The sequence below is a fragment of the Streptomyces sp. NPDC031049 genome (assembly GCF_055571015.1).
The window spans coordinates 647,004-662,879 of record NZ_JBVIGC010000001.1 but is presented as its reverse complement, the minus strand read 5'-3'; the positions used below and the strand labels follow the sequence as shown (position 1 = coordinate 662,879).

Sequence of the window (15,876 nt, the reverse complement as noted above, 5' to 3'; positions counted from 1 at the left end):
GAAACGCCGGCTGGAGCGGCGGCCGGAAACGCCTGCGGGGAATGCCGGCCGGAACGCCGGGCGGGGGCCGGCCGCGTCGTCGGCCCGTCTGCCGGAGTGACGGATGCCGACGGGATTCCGACAGGTCGTCGGGAAGATATTGCCTTCCGCGGCCTCGCCGTGGTCACATGGTATCCCGCTCGTAGTTAGGCATGCCTAACTACGACGCCCCCGAGCATCAGGAGGCGTCCATGCCGGTCGAGGAGACCACCGAGCAGCCGCAGGTGTCCATGAGCGTCCTGCTGGCCGCGTGCGCCGCGGCCACCGCCGTCTCCACGCCTCCGCGCGTGCCCGAGCCGCAGGAGGCCGGGGCGCCTCGCGAGGAGCGGCCCGAGGCCGCGTAGCGCCCGCGGGAGACCGGCGCTCAGCGGATGACGACGACCTTCCTGCCGATCGTCGCGAACTTCCACATCGCCTCGCCGTCCGCCCGTGACTCGCGGATGCCGCCCGTCCGGACGGTCGGGTCGGGCCGTGCCGTCGAACCGTCGACGGCCGCGCTGAACCCGATGACCACGCCGTCGACGCTGGCGAACCGCACGACGTGCTCGACCGGGATGCCGTCGGAGCCGGTGACCCGCCCCGAGCGGGACGTCACCGCGTACGTGCCCGGCACCGGGTCCACCGCGCTGGGGGTGACCGTGAACGTGCGCCGCACCGTGTTGCCCGCGCCGACCAGCCACACCCGGTCGTCGTCCACCGAGTACACCACCCGTTCACCCGTTCCGGACCCGGCGGGCAGCGCCGTCGGGTGCCGCCGGTCGCGCGGCGCCTTCGAGGCGCCCGGCGCCGGGGAAACGCTCGCCTGCGGCTTGCCCAGGCTCGGCGGGACCGTCGCGGAGGCCTGGTAGGCGAGGACACCGACCGTGACCAGGGCCGCCGCGGTGAGCCCGGCCACGAACCCGGAGCTGCTGCTTGCCACTGGGGACCACCTCGGTGTCGTACGTCGTGCATCGTGCGGTTCGCGGCATTCCTACCGCTTCCGGCGACGGTAGCAGCAGGTGACCGCCGGACCGGGGCCGCCGACACGGGGTCCGACGGCGGCCCCGGCGCGCCGTAGGCTGTTCGCGTGCTCTTGCTCGCTCTGGATACCGCAACCCCCGCCGTCACCGTCGCGCTGCACGACGGCACGGACGTCATCGCCTCCTCCAGCCAGGTGGACGCACGCCGCCACGGTGAGCTGCTGCTGCCGGCGATCGACCGGATGCTCGCCGAGGCCGGCCTGCGGCTCGACGCCGTCACCGCGATCGTCGCCGGCACCGGCCCCGGCCCGTACACCGGGCTGCGCGTCGGCCTGATGACCGCGGACACCTTCGGCCTCGCCCTCGGCGTCCCCGTGCACGGCGTGTGCACCCTGGACGGCCTCGCGTACGCCGCCGACCTGGAAGGCCCCTTCGTCGTGGCGACCGACGCCCGCCGCAAGGAGGTCTACTGGGCCCGCTACGCCGACTCCCGCACCCGCCTCACCGACCCGGCCGTCGACCGCCCCGCCGACATCGCCGAGCAGGTCGCCGGCCTGCCCGCGGTCGGCGCCGGCGCGCTGCTGTACCCGGACACCTTCCCCAAGGCGCACGAGCCCGAGCACGTGTCCGCCGCCGCCCTGGCCCGGCTGGCCGCCGAGCGGCTCGCGGCCGGCGAGGAACTGCCCGCGCCCCGGCCGCTGTACCTGCGCCGCCCCGACGCCCAGGTCCCGAAGAACTACAAGGTGGTCACCCCCAAGTGAACGGGTCAGCCACTGCCGTACTGCGCGAGATGCGCTGGTGGGACATCGACCCCGTGCTCGCACTGGAGCGGGAGCTGTTCCCCGAGGACGCCTGGTCGCGCGGCATGTTCTGGTCCGAGCTGGCCCACTCGCGGGGTCCGGGGGCCACCCGCCGGTACCTCGTCGCCGAGGACGACGGCCGGATCGTCGGGTACGCCGGTCTGGTCGCCTCCGGGGACCAGGGCGACGTGCAGACCATCGCCGTCGCCCGCGACCACTGGGGCACCGGACTCGGCTCCCGGCTGCTGACCGAGCTGCTGCGGGCCGCGACCGCCTTCGAGTGCGCCGAAGTGATGCTGGAGTGCCGGGTCGACAACGTCCGCGCGCAGAAGCTCTACGAGCGCTTCGGCTTCGAGCCCATCGGCTTCAGACGCGGCTACTACCAGCCGGGGAACGTGGACGCCCTGGTGATGCGCCTGACCGACCCTTCCACCTCCGTACCGGGAACCGAACGAGGAACCGAGACCAATGGCTGACACCCGCGACGAGCCTCTCGTGCTGGGGATCGAGACCTCCTGCGACGAGACCGGCGTCGGCGTCGTCCGCGGCACCACCCTGCTCGCCGACGCCGTCGCCTCCAGCGTGGACGAGCACGCCCGCTTCGGCGGCGTCGTCCCGGAGGTCGCGAGCCGCGCCCACCTGGAGGCGATGGTCCCCACCATCGACCGCGCACTGAAGGAGGCCGGGGTCGCCGCCCGCGACCTCGACGGCATCGCCGTCACCGCCGGTCCGGGCCTGGCCGGCGCCCTGCTGGTCGGGGTCTCGGCGGCCAAGGCGTACGCCTATGCGCTCGGCAAGCCGCTCTACGGCGTCAACCACCTCGCCTCGCACATCTGCGTCGACCAGCTGGAGCACGGCAGGCTGCCCGAGCCGACGATGGCGCTGCTGGTCTCCGGCGGGCACTCGTCGCTGCTGCTGTCCTCCGACATCACCTCCGACGTGCGGCCGATGGGCGCCACCATCGACGACGCGGCGGGCGAGGCCTTCGACAAGATCGCCCGGGTGCTGAACCTGGGCTTCCCCGGCGGCCCGGTCATCGACCGGTACGCGCGCGAGGGCGACCCGGAGGCGATCGCGTTCCCGCGCGGGCTGACCGGGCCGCGCGACCCGGCGTACGACTTCTCCTTCTCCGGTCTGAAGACGGCCGTGGCCCGCTGGATCGAGGCCAGGCGGGCGGCCGGCGAGGAGGTGCCGGTGCGGGACGTGGCGGCGTCCTTCCAGGAGGCGGTCGTGGACGTGCTGACCCGCAAGGCGGTGCGGGCCTGCAAGGACGAGGGCGTCGACCACCTGATGATCGGCGGCGGCGTCGCCGCCAACTCCCGGCTGCGGGCGCTCGCCCAGGAGCGCTGCGAGGCCGCCGGCATCCGGCTGCGGGTGCCCCGGCCCAAGCTGTGCACGGACAACGGCGCGATGGTGGCCGCGCTCGGCGCCGAGATGGTCGCCCGGAACCGGTCCGCCTCGTCCTGGGACCTGTCGGCGGACTCCTCGCTGCCGGTGACCGACCCGCACGTGCCGGGCCACCACCACGGCCACGACCATGTGCACGAGGCCGGCAAGGAGAACCTCTACCCGTGACCGTCGCGCTGATGTGGGAGGCGCGGGCCGTGCCGGGCCGGGGCGCCGAACTGCTGGCCTGGGCACGGGCGCAGCGGCTCGACGCCCGCCCCCTGCGCCGGGAGACCTTCCGCGCCCCGCAGGACCGGGTGCTGGTCGTCACCTGGTGGGACGCGGAGTACGACGCCGACCTGCCGGAACTGCCGGAGCCGGACGCGGACCTGGTGACCCGCGCGGTCCACCGCTGGCGCTTCGAGTCGGTGACCGCGGAGTAGGAGGCCCGGGTTCCGCCGGGCCGCGAGTCCCGGCCCGCCGGGTCACGTCTCCGGGGTGGTCTCGGTCTCGCAGCGCAGGCGGCGGTCCGGGCCCAGGACGCGTTCCGGGCCGGTCAGGGTCAGGCGCGCGGTGTGGCGTACGTCGGAGCTGGACGCGGCCAGCCGCAGCTCCAGGGCGCCGGGTTCGACCACGCGGCGGCCGGTGCGGTCGGTGAAGGCCGCCAGGTCGGCGTGGCCCCGGAAGGTCACCCGGGCCGCCGCGCCGGGGTCCAGCTCCAGGCGCCGGTAGCCGATCAGGCGGACGTCCGGGCGGGTCACGCTCGCCACCGGGTCGTGCAGGTACAGCTGGACGACCTCTGCGCCGCGCCGGTCGCCGGTGTTGCGGACCGTCACCGCCACCTCGTACGTCCCGTCCGTGCCCACCTCGGGAGCGGGGCCCTCGAAGCGGTCCCACGCGAACGTCGTGTACGAGCGCCCGTGCCCGAAGGCGTACAGCGGCGTCGGGTCCAGGTTGCTGACCTCGCCCGCCAGGCCCAGCGGGGGCTGGAGGTAGGTCCACGGCTGGCCGCCGGGCAGGTCCGGGACGCTGACCGGGAGGCGCCCGGAGGGGTTGACGCGGCCCGAGAGCACGCCCGCCACCGCCGGGCCGCCCTCCTCCCCGGGGAAGAAGGCCTGGACGGCGGCGCCCAGCCGGCCCCGCCAGCGGCCGAGCGCGTACGGCCGGCCGGTCAGCAGCACCAGGACGACCGGGACACCCGTCGCGACCAGCGCGTCCAGCAGCGCGCCCTGTACCCCGGGCAGCCGGAGGTCGGTGGCGTCGCAGCCCTCGCCGGAGGTGCCCCGCCCGAACAGGCCCGCACGGTCGCCGAGGACGGCCACGCACACGTCCGCCTCGGCCGCCCGGGCCACCGCCTCCTCGAAGCCGGAGGTGTCCGGGTCCGACACGCCGCAGCCCTCGGCGAACGTCACCTTCGCGTCCGGGAGCTCCTCGCGCAGCGCCTGGAGGACGGTGGGGATCTCGATGCCCGTGGCCGCCTCGGGGTGGTGGGGCAGGACGTGGGTGGGGAAGGAGTAGCAGCCCAGCATCGCGAGCGCGTCGGCCGCGCGGGGGCCGACGACCGCGATCCGGGTGTCCGGCGCGAGCGGCAGCACCCCGTCCGGGTTGTCCAGGAGGACCACCGACTCCTCGGCCAGCCGGCGGGCCAGGGCCCGGTTGGCGGGGGAGTCCAGGTCGACCGGGCGGCCGTCGGACTCCGGGGGCTCCGGGGCCCAGTCGGCGTCCAGCAGGCCCAGTTCGCACTTCTGCAGCAGCACCCGGCGGGCCGCCCGCTCCACCAGTTCCTCGGGGACCTCGCCCGCCGCCACGGCGTCCACCAGCGGCTGCCCGTAGCAGTCGAGCGTCGGCAGCTCCACGTCGATGCCGGCCGCGAGCGCCAGGCGGGCCGCCTCGGCGGGGGTGCCGGCGACCCGGTGCAGGGCCTGGAGGAAGCCGATGCCGAAGTAGTCGGCGACGACCGTGCCCGTGAAGCCCCACTCCTCGCGCAGCAGCGCGGTCAGCAGCGCGGGGTCGGCCGAGGCCGGGACGCCGTCGGTCTCCGTGTACGCCGCCATCACCGAGCGTGCGCCGCCCTCGCGCAGGGCCATCTCGAACGGTGCCAGCGTGACGTCGGCGAACTCCCGCACCCCGGCCCGGACGGGGGCGAGGTTGCGGGCGCCGGCCGAGGAGGCGTACCCGGCGAAGTGCTTGAGGGTGGCGACGATCCCGGCCGACTCGAGACCGCGCACATAGGCGGTGCCGATCGTGCCGACCAGGTACGGGTCCTCGCCGATGGTCTCCTCCACCCGGCCCCAGCGCGGATCGCGTACGACGTCCAGCACGGGCGCCAGGCCCTGGTGGACGCCGACCGCGCGCAGGTCCTGGCCGATGCGCCGGGCCATCTCCTCGACCAGGTCCGGGTCGAAGGTCGCGCCCCAGGCCAGCGGCACCGGATAGGCGGTGGCGCGCCAGGCGGTGAAGCCGGCCAGGCACTCCTCGTGGGCGAGGGCCGGGATGCCGAACCGGCCGGCCTCGGCGATACGGCGCTGGGCGCGGGCGAGGGCGCGGGCGCCGACGGCCGGATCGACGGGGGCGGTGCCGAAGGGGCGGGTGAGCTGGCCGAGGCCGTGGGTGATCAGTTCGTCCCAGTCGTGGTCGGCGTTCATCCGGTTCTGGAGCGGGGCGACGCCCTCGCCGTCCGTGGCGGCGCCCACCCACACGCCGTAGAGCTGGGCGATCTTCTCCCGCGGGGTCATCCGGGCCAGGAGGTCGTCGACACGGGCGGCGGCGGGCAGGGCGGGGTCACGCCAGGGCGCGGTGGTCATGGAACTCCTGTCGGGTGGGCTTGCCCTCTCACGGACGGCACTCGCGCATCGTTCGTCGAACGCATCCGCTTCGAATGTTTCGAAGTTCAATCCGAATGTTCCGGGAACCTATTGGCGCTCCGCGGGCTTCGTCAAGGGGGTCGACGGGGATACGATCGCCGCCATGACATCCCCCCAGCCCGCTGAAACCCGGACGCAAGGGCGGTCCGCGCAGACCGCGACCCTCGCCGAGATCGCCCGCGAGGCCGGTGTGTCGGCACCGACTGTTTCGAAGGTGCTCAACGGCCGAGCCGACGTGGCCCCGGCCACCCGGGCGCGGGTGGAGGAGCTGCTGCGCGCCCACGGCTACCGGCGCAGGCGGGCCGAGGCCACCCGGTCCCCCCTGCTCGACCTGGTCTTCCACGAACTGGAGAGCGCCTGGGCCATGGAGGTCATCCGGGGCGTGGAGAACGTGGCGCGGGACGCGGGCCTGAGCGTCGTGCTGTCCGAGAGTGCGGGCCGGCTGACGCCGGGGCGGACCTGGGCCGACCAGGTCGCCGCGCGCCGTCCGCACGGCGTGATCCTCGTGCTGTCCGGGCTGGACGGCTCCCAGCGCGCCCTGCTGACCAGCCGTTCCATCCCCTTCGTGGTGATGGACCCGGCCGGCGACCCCGGAACCGACGTGCCGTCCATCGGCGCGACCAACTGGCAGGGCGGGCTGGCCGCCACCCGGCACCTGGTCGACCTGGGGCACACCCGGATCGGCGCGATCAGCGGGCCGACCCGCATGATGTGCAGCCGCGCCCGCGTCGACGGCTACCGGGCAGCCCTGGAGACGGCCGGCCTGCCCGTCGACCCGGGCCTGATCCGCACCGGCGACTTCCACCACGAGACCGGCTACCGCCAGGGCCTGGAACTGCTGCGCCGCCCCGACCGGCCGACCGCGGTGTTCGCCGGCAACGACCTCCAGGCGCTCGGGCTGTACGAGGCGGCGCGGGAGCTGGGGCTGCGGATCCCGGAGGATCTGAGCGTGGTCGGGTTCGACGACCTGCCGGTGGCCCGCTGGGTGGGGCCGCCGCTGACGACGGTGCGGCAGCCGCTGACGGAGATGGCCGAGGCGGCGGCCCGGCTCGTCCTCGACCTCGGCCGCGACGACGCCTCCGCGGCGGCGACCCGGGTGGAACTGGCCACCAGCCTGGTGGTGCGCAGCAGCACGGCGGCGCCCGCGACGGTCTAGCGAAGAGAGTCGTTCACCACGTCGAAACTTTCGACGCCCCCTCCGCCGACTCCGCAGCCCGCCCTCCGCCGACCTCGTAGCGCGCCCTCCGCCGACTCCCCAGCGCGACCGCCGTCGACCTCGGAGCGCCCTCCGCCGACCCGGGAGGGCGCCTCCGCCCGACCCCTGGTGCGCCCCTCCGCCGACCCCGAGCGGGTGGTGCCTCCGCCGCCCCCGGTGCGCGCCCGCACACGTCGCCGGGCGGGCCGTCCCGCTCTCGGCAATCTGAGAATTTCCGCAGAATCCCGTCCGCGCGCCACCGCTCGCAACAATTCGGACTTACGTTCCTTCCCGCGGGCACCCGAAAGGGACACGGCAGACGCACGAGGGACCGCGAAGGACGGAGACGGGGGCGGACACATGGGCGTGCGGTCGAGGGTGCTGAAGGCCGCCTGCCTAGCCCTGGCGGGCGCCGTGCTCCTGGGCGTCGCGGCGGCCGGCTGGGCGTACTGGCGCCTCGGCGACAACATCGAGAGCGTCGACATCGACGGCGCGCTCGGCGACGACCGCCCGCCGCGGCCGGCGGCCGTCCCGTCCGCCGCCTCGGTCCCCACCGGCGCGCTGAACATCCTGCTCCTGGGCTCCGACTCCCGCGGCGGCGAGGAGAACCGCAGGCTCGGCGGCGGCGACAGCGAGGGCGCCCGCTCCGACACCGCGATGGTCGTCCACCTCGACGCCGGGCGCACGGAGGCGACCGTCGTGAGCATCCCGCGCGACACCCTGGTCGCCCGCCCGTCCTGCCCCCTGCCCTCCGGCGAGCGGACGGCGCCCGCGTCGAGCGCCATGTTCAACACGGCGTACGCGGTCGGCGGGCCGGTGTGCGCGGTCAAGACGGTCGAGTCGCTGACGAACGTCCGCATGGACCACTACGTCGAGGTCGACTTCGCCGGCTTCGCGAAGCTCGTGGACGCCCTCGGCGGGGTCACCGTCACCACCGAGCAGGACATCGACGACGACAAGAGCCGGCTGCACCTGCCCGCCGGCACCCACCACCTCGACGGCACCCGGGCCCTGGCGCTGGCCCGCACCCGCTACGGCCTCGACGGCGGCAGTGACCTCGCGCGCATAGAGCTCCAGCAGAAACTGGTCAGGGCCCTGCTGGAGCGGATCTCCGCCACCGACCTGCTCACCGACCCGGCCAGGCTCTACCGCGTCGCCGACGCCGCCACCGGCAGCCTCACCACCGACACGGGCCTGGACTCCCTCGGCGAGCTGATGAGCCTCGGCCAGAGCCTGGCGGGCCTGTCGGCGGACGATGTGCGCACGGTGACGATGCCCGTCATCCCGGCGCCGTTCGACCCCAACCGGGTGATCGCGCACCAGCCGGAGGCCGACGAGCTGTGGGAGTCCCTGCGCTGACCGGCCGTCACGGCTCGCCGCCGGCACCGGCCCGCGCGGGCGGCCGTCCCTCACGCGCTCAGCCCGCCGGCCGCCCGATCAGCATCGTCGGCGCCCCCGCCACCCGGGTCAGGAACACGGTCGCCGAGTGCGGCCCCTGGGGCTTGACCTTCCTGCGCAGCTCCTCCGGCTCGACGGCCGAGCCGCGCTTCTTCACGGTGAGGACGCCGACCTCCCGCTCCCGCAGCAGCGCCTTCAGCTTCTTGACGTTGAAGGGCAGCACGTCGGTGATCTCGTAGGCGGTGGCGAACGGGGTCACGCGCCGCTCGTCGGCGGTGATGTAGGCGATGGTCGGGTCGATCAGGCCGCCGTCCAGTTCCCCGGCGACCTGGGCGACCAGGTGGGCGCGGATGACGGCGCCGTCGGGCTCGTACAGGTAGCGTCCGACGGGACGGACCCCGGGATCGGGCAGCATCGTCTCCGGCGTGGCCCGGACGCCCGCCTCCGACGGCAGCAGCACCGCCCGCCGCGCCCCCGGCGTCCTGCCCGTGCCGAACCACAGCACGGCCTCCTTCACGTCGCCGCCGTCCGAGATCCACTCCGCCTCGGCCTCGGCGGGGATCGCCTCGTGCGGGATGCCGGGAGCGACCTTCAGCACGCCGAGCGGCGCCCGGAGCGCGGCGGACACCGCCCAGGACAGGGGCGGCGAGTAGGCCTCCGGGTCGAAGACGCGGCCCCGTCCGCCGCGCCGGGCGGGATCGACGAACACCGCGTCGTACGGGACCGTGTCGACGTCCGTGACGTCCGCCTCCCGTACGTCGATCAGGTCCGCGAGCCCGAGCGCCTCGGCGTTGGCGCGGGCCACGCCCGCGGTCACCGGATCGCGGTCGACGGCCAGCACCCGGATGCCGGCGCGGGCGAACGCGATCGCGTCCCCACCGATACCGCAGCACAGATCGGCGACGGAGCGCACCCCCAGCGCCCGCAGGCGCGCGGCCCGGTACGCCGCCACGTTCGCCCGCGTCGACTGCTCGACGCCGTTCGGCGTGAAGAACATGCGCCCGGCGTCCTCGGCGTCGAACTTGGCCACCGCCCGCTGCCGCAGCCGCGCCTGGGCGAGCGCCGCCGACACCAGGTGGGCGGGGTGCTCGCGCCGCAACCGGGTGGCCACGGCGAGCTCCCGCGCGGGGTCGGTGCCGTGCACCTCGGCGAGGAGGGCGCGGCCTTCTGGAGTGCGGAGGGCGTCGAGGTCGTTCACCGCCTCATTGTGGGCCAGTCGGTGGACGGAGCGCCGCCCGCCGCGGTGTCGGACCGGTTCCCGGGGCGTCGGCTGTCAGGATCCGGCACCATGCGAGCAGTCGTACAAAATGACAAGAGTCGGATGTTCCGGGCGCGCGGCGGGAGTACCGGGGTCCGGCTCCCCTGGGACCGCGCGCTCCGGTCCCGGGAGGCCCGCGCGCTCCGGACCCCCGGCGTCCGTGCGCTCCGGTCCCCGCACGGCCCGCTGCTCCGGTCCCCGGGCGGCCCCCTGCTCCGGAACCGGGGCGCACGTGTGCGTGGCGGCCTCGCCGTGCTCGCCGTCACCGCGCTCGTCGCAGGCTGCGGCGACGCCGCCGACGTGCGGCCCGCCCCCGGCCAGCAGCCCCTTCAGGCACCGCCGGCCCGCGCGCTGGACGCCTACGCCGGCAAGCTCAAGGCCGCGCACGCCGCACGGGCCGCCGCCGCCAAGCGCTGGGGGCTGAAGCGCGTCCCGCTCGCCGCGCCGGCGCCCCCGGCCGAGAAGCCGGAGATCACCACGCGCAAGGGCTTCGAGGTCGACGACCACGCCGAGCGGGGGCTCCCGCCGGTCTTCACCACGATCCCCACCAAGCAGAAGATCGTCTTCCTGACCATCGACGACGGCGCCGAGAAGGACCCGGCGTTCCTGCGGATGATGAGCGAGCTGAAGATCCCGTACACCGCCTTCCTCAGCGACTACGTGGTGAAGGACGACTACGGCTACTTCAGGAAGATGCAGGACCGCGGGGTCACCCTCAACAACCACACCCTCAACCACCCCTACCTGCCCGGCCTGTCGTACGCGGCGCAGAAGCGCGAGATCTGCGGCATGCAGAAGGTCATCCGCGAGCGCTACGGCAAGCGCCCCACCGTCTTCCGCCCGCCCTTCGGCAACTACAACGCCGACTCGCTGCGCGCCGCCAAGAGCTGCGGCATCAAGCACGTCCCGCTGTGGAACGAGGAGGTCTTCGTCGACCGCTGGGACTACCGCGAGTGGGACCGCGAGATCCACCCCGGCGACATCGTGCTCAGCCACTTCCGCGGCCCCGACGACTGGAAGGGCACCATGGCCGACATGGTCCGCCGGTTCCTGGACAAGGTCACCGCCGAGGGGTACGCCGTGGCCCGCCTGGAGGACTACCTGTGAGGCGCCGGCGGCTCCGGTCCGCCGGCGCCGCGCTCACGGCCGTCCTGCTCGCCGCCTGCGCCCAGACCACCGGCCCGGTCGCCCGCCCGCCCGGGGACGGCGCCCAGGCGGCCGCCGGCCCGGCCCGGGACCTGCCCCCGGTCGTCGACCACGTCCGCACCCGCGACAGGGTCGTCTTCCTGACCTACGACGACGGCGCCGAGCGGCATCCGCACGTCACCGACCTGGTCCGCACCCGAAGGCTCCCGGTCACCCTCTTCCTCACCGACACCGTCGCCGGCCCCGCCTACGGCGACCTCGCCGGGCTCCGCTCCGTCGGCGCGAGCCTGCAGAACCACACCCTCGAACACCGCTCCCTGCGCGGCCTGCCCTACGCCGGCCAGCGCGCCGAGATCTGCGGCCAGCAGCGCAAGCTCCGCGCCCGCTTCGGCGTCCGCCCCCGCCTGCTCCGCCCGCCCCACGGCCGGTACGACACGACGACCCTGCGCGCCGCCGCCGACTGCGGCATCACGGCGGTCGTCCTGTGGCGGGCCCAGGTGACGGCCACCGGCGACGTCACGTACACCCGCGGGGAGCACCGCCTGCATCCCGGCGACATCGTGGCGGTGACCGCACCGGAGCGCACGGCGGAGCTGCTGCGGAGGATCGAGGACGGCGGCCTGCGCGTGGGCCGCCTGGAGGACTACCTGTAGCCCGTCCCACCGCCCGGCAGCTTCGCGGCGCACGGTCCCAGAAAAACCGGCGTTCACGGCGAACCCCCGCCGACGCGCCGCACGGCATTGGCACTCCGCTTGACCGAGTGCTAACCCCGGTCATAGTCTCGGCTCTGGCACTCCCCCCTGGAGAGTGCCAACACAGCGACGGGCAGGTCCGGCACCCGCGACGACGGATCGACCTGGTCGCCACCTCAGACAGTTAACCCCGTGAGATCTCCGAAGGGGGAGGTCGGATCGTGACGACCGCCAGCTCCAAGGTTGCCATCAAGCCGCTCGAGGACCGCATCGTGGTCCAGCCGCTGGACGCCGAGCAGACCACGGCTTCGGGCCTGGTCATTCCGGACACCGCCAAGGAGAAGCCCCAGGAGGGCGTCGTCCTGGCCGTGGGCCCGGGCCGCTTCGAGGACGGCAACCGCCTTCCGCTCGACGTCAAGGTCGGCGACGTCGTTCTCTACAGCAAGTACGGCGGCACCGAGGTGAAGTACAACAACGAGGAGTACCTCGTCCTCTCGGCCCGCGACGTGCTCGCGATCGTCGAGAAGTAATTCACCGAAGCACCTTGCTTTAGCTGCGCCCCTGGCCCCCCGCGACCCATAAGAAGCCGGGCGCCCGGGGCGCAGTGCCGTTAAACCCAGATTCCGGAAGAGGGCTCACGCTCCCATGGCGAAGATCCTGAAGTTCGACGAGGACGCCCGTCGCGCCCTCGAGCGCGGCGTCAACAAGCTCGCCGACACCGTCAAGGTCACCATCGGCCCCAAGGGCCGCAACGTCGTCATCGACAAGAAGTTCGGTGCCCCGACCATCACCAACGACGGCGTCACCATCGCCCGTGAGGTGGAGATCGAGGACCCGTACGAGAACCTCGGCGCCCAGCTGGTGAAGGAGGTGGCGACCAAGACCAACGACATCGCGGGCGACGGCACCACCACCGCCACCGTCCTGGCCCAGGCGCTGGTCCGCGAGGGTCTGAAGAACGTCGCCGCGGGTGCCTCCCCGGCGCTGCTGAAGAAGGGCATCGACGCGGCCGTCGCCGCCGTCTCCGAGGACCTCCTCGCGACCGCCCGCCCGATCGACGAGAAGTCCGACATCGCCGCCGTGGCCGCGCTGTCCGCCCAGGACCAGCAGGTCGGCGAGCTGATCGCCGAGGCGATGGACAAGGTCGGCAAGGACGGCGTCATCACCGTCGAGGAGTCGAACACCTTCGGTCTGGAGCTGGACTTCACCGAGGGCATGGCCTTCGACAAGGGCTACCTGTCGCCGTACTTCGTCACGGACCAGGAGCGCATGGAGGCCGTCCTCGACGACCCGTACATCCTGATCCACCAGGGCAAGATCTCCTCCATCGCGGACATGCTGCCGCTGCTGGAGAAGGTCATCCAGGCCAACTCCTCCAAGCCGCTGCTGATCATCGCCGAGGACGTCGAGGGCGAGGCCCTGTCCACCCTCGTCGTGAACAAGATCCGCGGCACCTTCAACGCGGTCGCGGTGAAGGCCCCCGGCTTCGGCGACCGCCGCAAGGCCATGCTCCAGGACATGGCGGTCCTCACCGGCGCCACGGTCATCTCCGAGGAGGTCGGCCTCAAGCTCGACCAGGTCGGCCTGGACGTGCTGGGCTCCGCCCGCCGCGTCACCGTCACCAAGGACGACACCACCATCGTCGACGGTGCCGGCAAGAAGGAGGACGTGGAGGGCCGCGTCTCCCAGATCAAGGCCGAGATCGAGGCCACGGACTCCGACTGGGACCGCGAGAAGCTCCAGGAGCGCCTCGCGAAGCTGGCCGGCGGCGTGTGCGTGATCAAGGTCGGCGCCGCCACCGAGGTGGAGCTGAAGGAGCGCAAGCACCGTCTGGAGGACGCCATCTCCGCGACCCGCGCCGCGGTCGAGGAGGGCATCGTCTCCGGTGGTGGCTCCGCGCTGGTCCACGCCTCCAAGGTCCTGGAGGGCAACCTCTCCAAGACCGGCGACGAGGCCACCGGTGTCGCGGTCGTGCGCAACGCCGTGGTCGAGCCGCTGCGCTGGATCGCGGAGAACGCGGGCCTGGAGGGCTACGTCATCGTCTCCAAGGTCAAGGAGCTGGAGAAGGGCAGCGGCTACAACGCCGCCACCGGCGAGTACGGCGACCTGGTCAAGGCCGGCGTCATCGACCCGGTGAAGGTCACCCGCTCCGCCCTGGAGAACGCCGCCTCCATCGCCTCCCTCCTGCTGACGACCGAGACCCTGGTCGTCGAGAAGAAGGAAGAGGAAGAGCCGGCCGCCGCGGGCCACGGCCACGGCCACGCCCACTGAGCGCTGCGCTGAGCTGAACGGTGCCCAGTGCCCCTGCGGGGGTGCTGGGCACCGTGCGTTATGCCTGGGGCGGGTGCCGGGTTCGCGTCCGCCCCGTGCGGGTCCGATGCCGGGCGCGGCGCCGTCGTGGCCGGTCGCGCAGTTCCCCGCGCCCCCCTGCGGGGCGCTGTTACTGCGGCCCGTACTTTCGTCCCGTCTTCGACGTGATGCCGCCCAGCATTCCGCGCGGCACCAGCTTCGCCGCGCCCATGAGTGCCTTGTAGCGGGGGTCGGGGATCGACAGGGTCTTGCCGCGGGCCAGGTCGTCCAGGGCCGCCGCGACCAGCTTGTCCGCGTCGAGCCACATCCACTTCGGGATGTTGTCCGTCCCCATCCCGGCCCGCTGGTGGAACTCGGTGCGCACGAAGCCGGGGCACAGGGCCATCAGCCGTACGCCGCTGCCCGCCAGGTCCTTCGCCGCGCCCTGGGTGAACTGCACGACCCACGCCTTGGACGCCCCGTAGGTGCCGCGCGGCACGAAGGCCGCGACCGAGGCGACGTTGACGACACCGCCGCGGCCCCGCTCCCGCATGGCCTCGGCCGCCGCCGAGGTCAGCCGCAGCACCGCCTCGCAGTGCACCTTGAGCATGCGCAGCTCGTCGGCCATGGGGACGTCCAGATAACGGCCCTTGTTGCCGAAACCGGCGTTGTTGACCAGCAGGTCGACCGGGTTCCTGCGGTCACCCAGCCGGGCCGCCACCGCCTCGATGCCGGCCTCCTCGGCCAGGTCGGCGCCCAGCACCTCCGCCTCGATGCCGTGCCGGTCGTGCAGCTCGGTCGCCTGTAGGCGCAGCCGCTCGGTGTCGCGGGCGACCAGCACCAGGTCGTGCCCGTCGGCCGCCAGCCGCCGCGCGAACGCGGCACCGATCCCTGCCGTCGATCCCGTAATCAGAGCCGTTGTCATGGCGCAAGACTAGTTACCCGGAAGAGAGCCATCCGCTCACCGGCCCAGCCCTCCGGCACGGGTGGACCGGCCGGCGAGAGCGTCGCCGCCGACTGGTCCTCCTCCGTCCAGTGCGGGGACCAGGTGGCGCCGCGAGCACCGTCAGGCCCAGCCACCTGCCGACGCTCCGTCAGCCGACGTGCCGTCAGGCCCACCGCCGGCCGACGTACCGTCACGCCTCCTGGCGCACCCCCTGCTTCTCCACGTACGTCCGCGCCGTCGCCCGTGCCTGCGGGTGCAGCGCGTCGCCCGCCGCCAGCAGCCGGGGCAGCAGCTCCCGCTCCGTCGTCACCGCGCGGAACTGGAGGGCCACCGTCACCTCGTGGGCGGGGCGGTGCACGATCCGCACCGGGTCGCCCGCCCGGATCTCACCCGGCTCGATCACCCGCAGATACGCGCCCGGCGCGCCCTTGCGCGTGAAGCGCCTGACCCAGCCCTCCTCACCCAGATGGCCCTGGAAGGTGCGGCACGGTATCCGTCCGCTCGTCACCTCCAGCACCACGTCGGGGCCCACCCTCCAGCGCTCGCCGATCAGCGCGCCGGACACGTCCAGGCCGGCGGTGGTGAGGTTCTCCCCGAAGGCGCCGTCGGGCAGGGCGCGGCCCAGTTCGCGCTCCCACGCGTCGAGGTCCTCGCGCGCCATCGCGTAGACGGCCTGGTCGGCGCCGCCGTGATGCCGCGTGTCGCACACCGCGTCCCCGGCGAGGCCGCTCGCGCCCGTCCCCTCGGTCCCCGGAGGCGCCACCCGCACCGGCCCCTCGGCCGGACGCTTGTCGATGCCGGTCACTCCGTCCGGCTGGTCCGTGTACGGCACGGGCGTCGCGCGGCCCAGGTTCACTGACAGAAGCTTCATGGCGGCACGGTAGAAGACCCTCCCTCAAAGCGT

General features: G+C 73.8%; 16 protein-coding genes. 11 read left to right on the top strand and 5 right to left on the bottom strand.

Annotated features, from left to right (window positions below):
* The first annotated feature begins 191 nt into the window (after positions 1-191).
* Entirely contained in the window at positions 192-383 is a 192-nt protein-coding gene (locus ACZ45Q_RS02865) for a hypothetical protein (RefSeq protein ID WP_468254021.1), read from the top strand.
* A 20-nt stretch (positions 384-403) separates the two neighbouring features.
* On the opposite strand, the gene ACZ45Q_RS02860 is transcribed toward ACZ45Q_RS02865, so the two are convergent.
* Positions 404-958 (bottom strand): hypothetical protein, encoded by a 555-nt coding sequence (locus tag ACZ45Q_RS02860; protein WP_468254019.1) that lies wholly within the window; start codon positions 956-958, stop codon positions 404-406.
* 147 nt (positions 959-1,105) lie between these two features.
* Between ACZ45Q_RS02860 and tsaB the strand changes: the two genes are divergently transcribed.
* Genes tsaB through ACZ45Q_RS02840 form a run of 4 tightly spaced genes read left to right on the top strand, consistent with a single transcriptional unit; the run spans position 1,106 to position 3,627 of the window.
* Entirely contained in the window at positions 1,106-1,759 is a 654-nt protein-coding gene (gene tsaB, locus ACZ45Q_RS02855) for a tRNA (adenosine(37)-N6)-threonylcarbamoyltransferase complex dimerization subunit type 1 TsaB (RefSeq protein ID WP_468254016.1), read from the top strand.
* A gap of 29 nt (positions 1,760-1,788) precedes the next feature.
* Positions 1,789-2,274, top strand: a complete 486-nt coding sequence (rimI, locus tag ACZ45Q_RS02850) for a ribosomal protein S18-alanine N-acetyltransferase (RefSeq protein WP_468254331.1) — start codon at positions 1,789-1,791, stop codon at positions 2,272-2,274.
* Positions 2,267-3,373, top strand: coding sequence for a tRNA (adenosine(37)-N6)-threonylcarbamoyltransferase complex transferase subunit TsaD (gene tsaD / locus ACZ45Q_RS02845; protein ID WP_468254014.1), 1,107 nt, complete (start codon positions 2,267-2,269; stop codon positions 3,371-3,373). Before rimI ends, tsaD begins: the two co-directional genes overlap by 8 nt.
* Positions 3,370-3,627 carry a hypothetical protein gene (locus tag ACZ45Q_RS02840; protein ID WP_468254012.1) on the top strand — a complete coding sequence of 86 codons (258 nt, stop codon included), beginning with the start codon at positions 3,370-3,372 and terminating at the stop codon, positions 3,625-3,627. The genes tsaD and ACZ45Q_RS02840 overlap by 4 nt, the downstream gene beginning before the upstream one ends.
* A gap of 42 nt (positions 3,628-3,669) precedes the next feature.
* Here the strand turns inward: ACZ45Q_RS02840 and ACZ45Q_RS02835 are convergent, their stop codons facing one another.
* Positions 3,670-5,988, bottom strand: coding sequence for a beta-xylosidase/alpha-l-arabinosidase (locus ACZ45Q_RS02835; protein WP_468254010.1), 2,319 nt, complete (start codon positions 5,986-5,988; stop codon positions 3,670-3,672).
* A 163-nt stretch (positions 5,989-6,151) separates the two neighbouring features.
* On the opposite strand from ACZ45Q_RS02835, the gene ACZ45Q_RS02830 reads away from it, so the two are divergent.
* Together ACZ45Q_RS02830 and ACZ45Q_RS02825 are read left to right on the top strand one after the other, a co-directional pair.
* Positions 6,152-7,204 carry a LacI family DNA-binding transcriptional regulator gene (locus ACZ45Q_RS02830; protein ID WP_468254008.1) on the top strand — a complete coding sequence of 351 codons (1,053 nt, stop codon included), beginning with the start codon at positions 6,152-6,154 and terminating at the stop codon, positions 7,202-7,204.
* Positions 7,205-7,603: 399 nt separating this feature from the next.
* Positions 7,604-8,602: an LCP family protein gene (locus ACZ45Q_RS02825; protein ID WP_468254006.1), complete on the top strand. Its 999-nt coding sequence runs from the start codon at positions 7,604-7,606 to the stop codon at positions 8,600-8,602.
* A gap of 58 nt (positions 8,603-8,660) precedes the next feature.
* Here ACZ45Q_RS02825 and ACZ45Q_RS02820 read toward each other — a convergent pair whose 3' ends face one another.
* Positions 8,661-9,839, bottom strand: a complete 1,179-nt coding sequence (locus tag ACZ45Q_RS02820; protein ID WP_468254004.1) for a class I SAM-dependent methyltransferase — start codon at positions 9,837-9,839, stop codon at positions 8,661-8,663.
* 294 nt (positions 9,840-10,133) lie between these two features.
* On the opposite strand from ACZ45Q_RS02820, the gene ACZ45Q_RS02815 reads away from it, so the two are divergent.
* From ACZ45Q_RS02815 to groL, 4 genes are all read left to right on the top strand, one after another.
* Entirely contained in the window at positions 10,134-11,006 is an 873-nt protein-coding gene (locus ACZ45Q_RS02815; protein ID WP_468254002.1) for a polysaccharide deacetylase family protein, read from the top strand.
* Entirely contained in the window at positions 11,003-11,698 is a 696-nt protein-coding gene (locus ACZ45Q_RS02810; protein ID WP_468254000.1) for a polysaccharide deacetylase family protein, read from the top strand. The genes ACZ45Q_RS02815 and ACZ45Q_RS02810 overlap by 4 nt, the downstream gene beginning before the upstream one ends.
* A 260-nt stretch (positions 11,699-11,958) precedes the next feature.
* Entirely contained in the window at positions 11,959-12,267 is a 309-nt protein-coding gene (groES, locus tag ACZ45Q_RS02805) for a co-chaperone GroES (RefSeq protein WP_190206047.1), read from the top strand.
* Positions 12,268-12,382: 115 nt separating this feature from the next.
* A complete protein-coding gene (groL, locus tag ACZ45Q_RS02800) occupies positions 12,383-14,008 on the top strand; it encodes a chaperonin GroEL (RefSeq protein WP_468253998.1) in 1,626 nt (541 codons plus the stop codon).
* 169 nt (positions 14,009-14,177) lie between these two features.
* Here the strand turns inward: groL and ACZ45Q_RS02795 are convergent, their stop codons facing one another.
* Positions 14,178-14,951: an SDR family NAD(P)-dependent oxidoreductase gene (locus ACZ45Q_RS02795; protein ID WP_468253996.1), complete on the bottom strand. Its 774-nt coding sequence runs from the start codon at positions 14,949-14,951 to the stop codon at positions 14,178-14,180.
* A 211-nt stretch (positions 14,952-15,162) separates the two neighbouring features.
* Complete coding sequence (locus ACZ45Q_RS02790; RefSeq protein ID WP_468253994.1) at positions 15,163-15,843, bottom strand: MOSC domain-containing protein; 681 nt, start codon at positions 15,841-15,843, stop codon at positions 15,163-15,165.
* Between the last annotated feature and the right edge of the window lie 33 nt (positions 15,844-15,876).

Coding starts and splice junctions, on each gene's coding strand:
- ACZ45Q_RS02790 (WP_468253994.1), bottom strand. CDS start 15,843: ATGAAGCTTCTGTCAGTGAACCTGGGCCGCGCGACGCCCGTGCCGTAC.
- ACZ45Q_RS02825 (WP_468254006.1), top strand. CDS start 7,604: ATGGGCGTGCGGTCGAGGGTGCTGAAGGCCGCCTGCCTAGCCCTGGCG.
- ACZ45Q_RS02865 (WP_468254021.1), top strand. CDS start 192: ATGCCTAACTACGACGCCCCCGAGCATCAGGAGGCGTCCATGCCGGTC.
- ACZ45Q_RS02830 (WP_468254008.1), top strand. CDS start 6,152: ATGACATCCCCCCAGCCCGCTGAAACCCGGACGCAAGGGCGGTCCGCG.
- rimI (WP_468254331.1), top strand. CDS start 1,789: ATGCGCTGGTGGGACATCGACCCCGTGCTCGCACTGGAGCGGGAGCTG.
- tsaD (WP_468254014.1), top strand. CDS start 2,267: ATGGCTGACACCCGCGACGAGCCTCTCGTGCTGGGGATCGAGACCTCC.
- ACZ45Q_RS02835 (WP_468254010.1), bottom strand. CDS start 5,988: ATGACCACCGCGCCCTGGCGTGACCCCGCCCTGCCCGCCGCCGCCCGT.
- ACZ45Q_RS02795 (WP_468253996.1), bottom strand. CDS start 14,951: ATGACAACGGCTCTGATTACGGGATCGACGGCAGGGATCGGTGCCGCG.
- groL (WP_468253998.1), top strand. CDS start 12,383: ATGGCGAAGATCCTGAAGTTCGACGAGGACGCCCGTCGCGCCCTCGAG.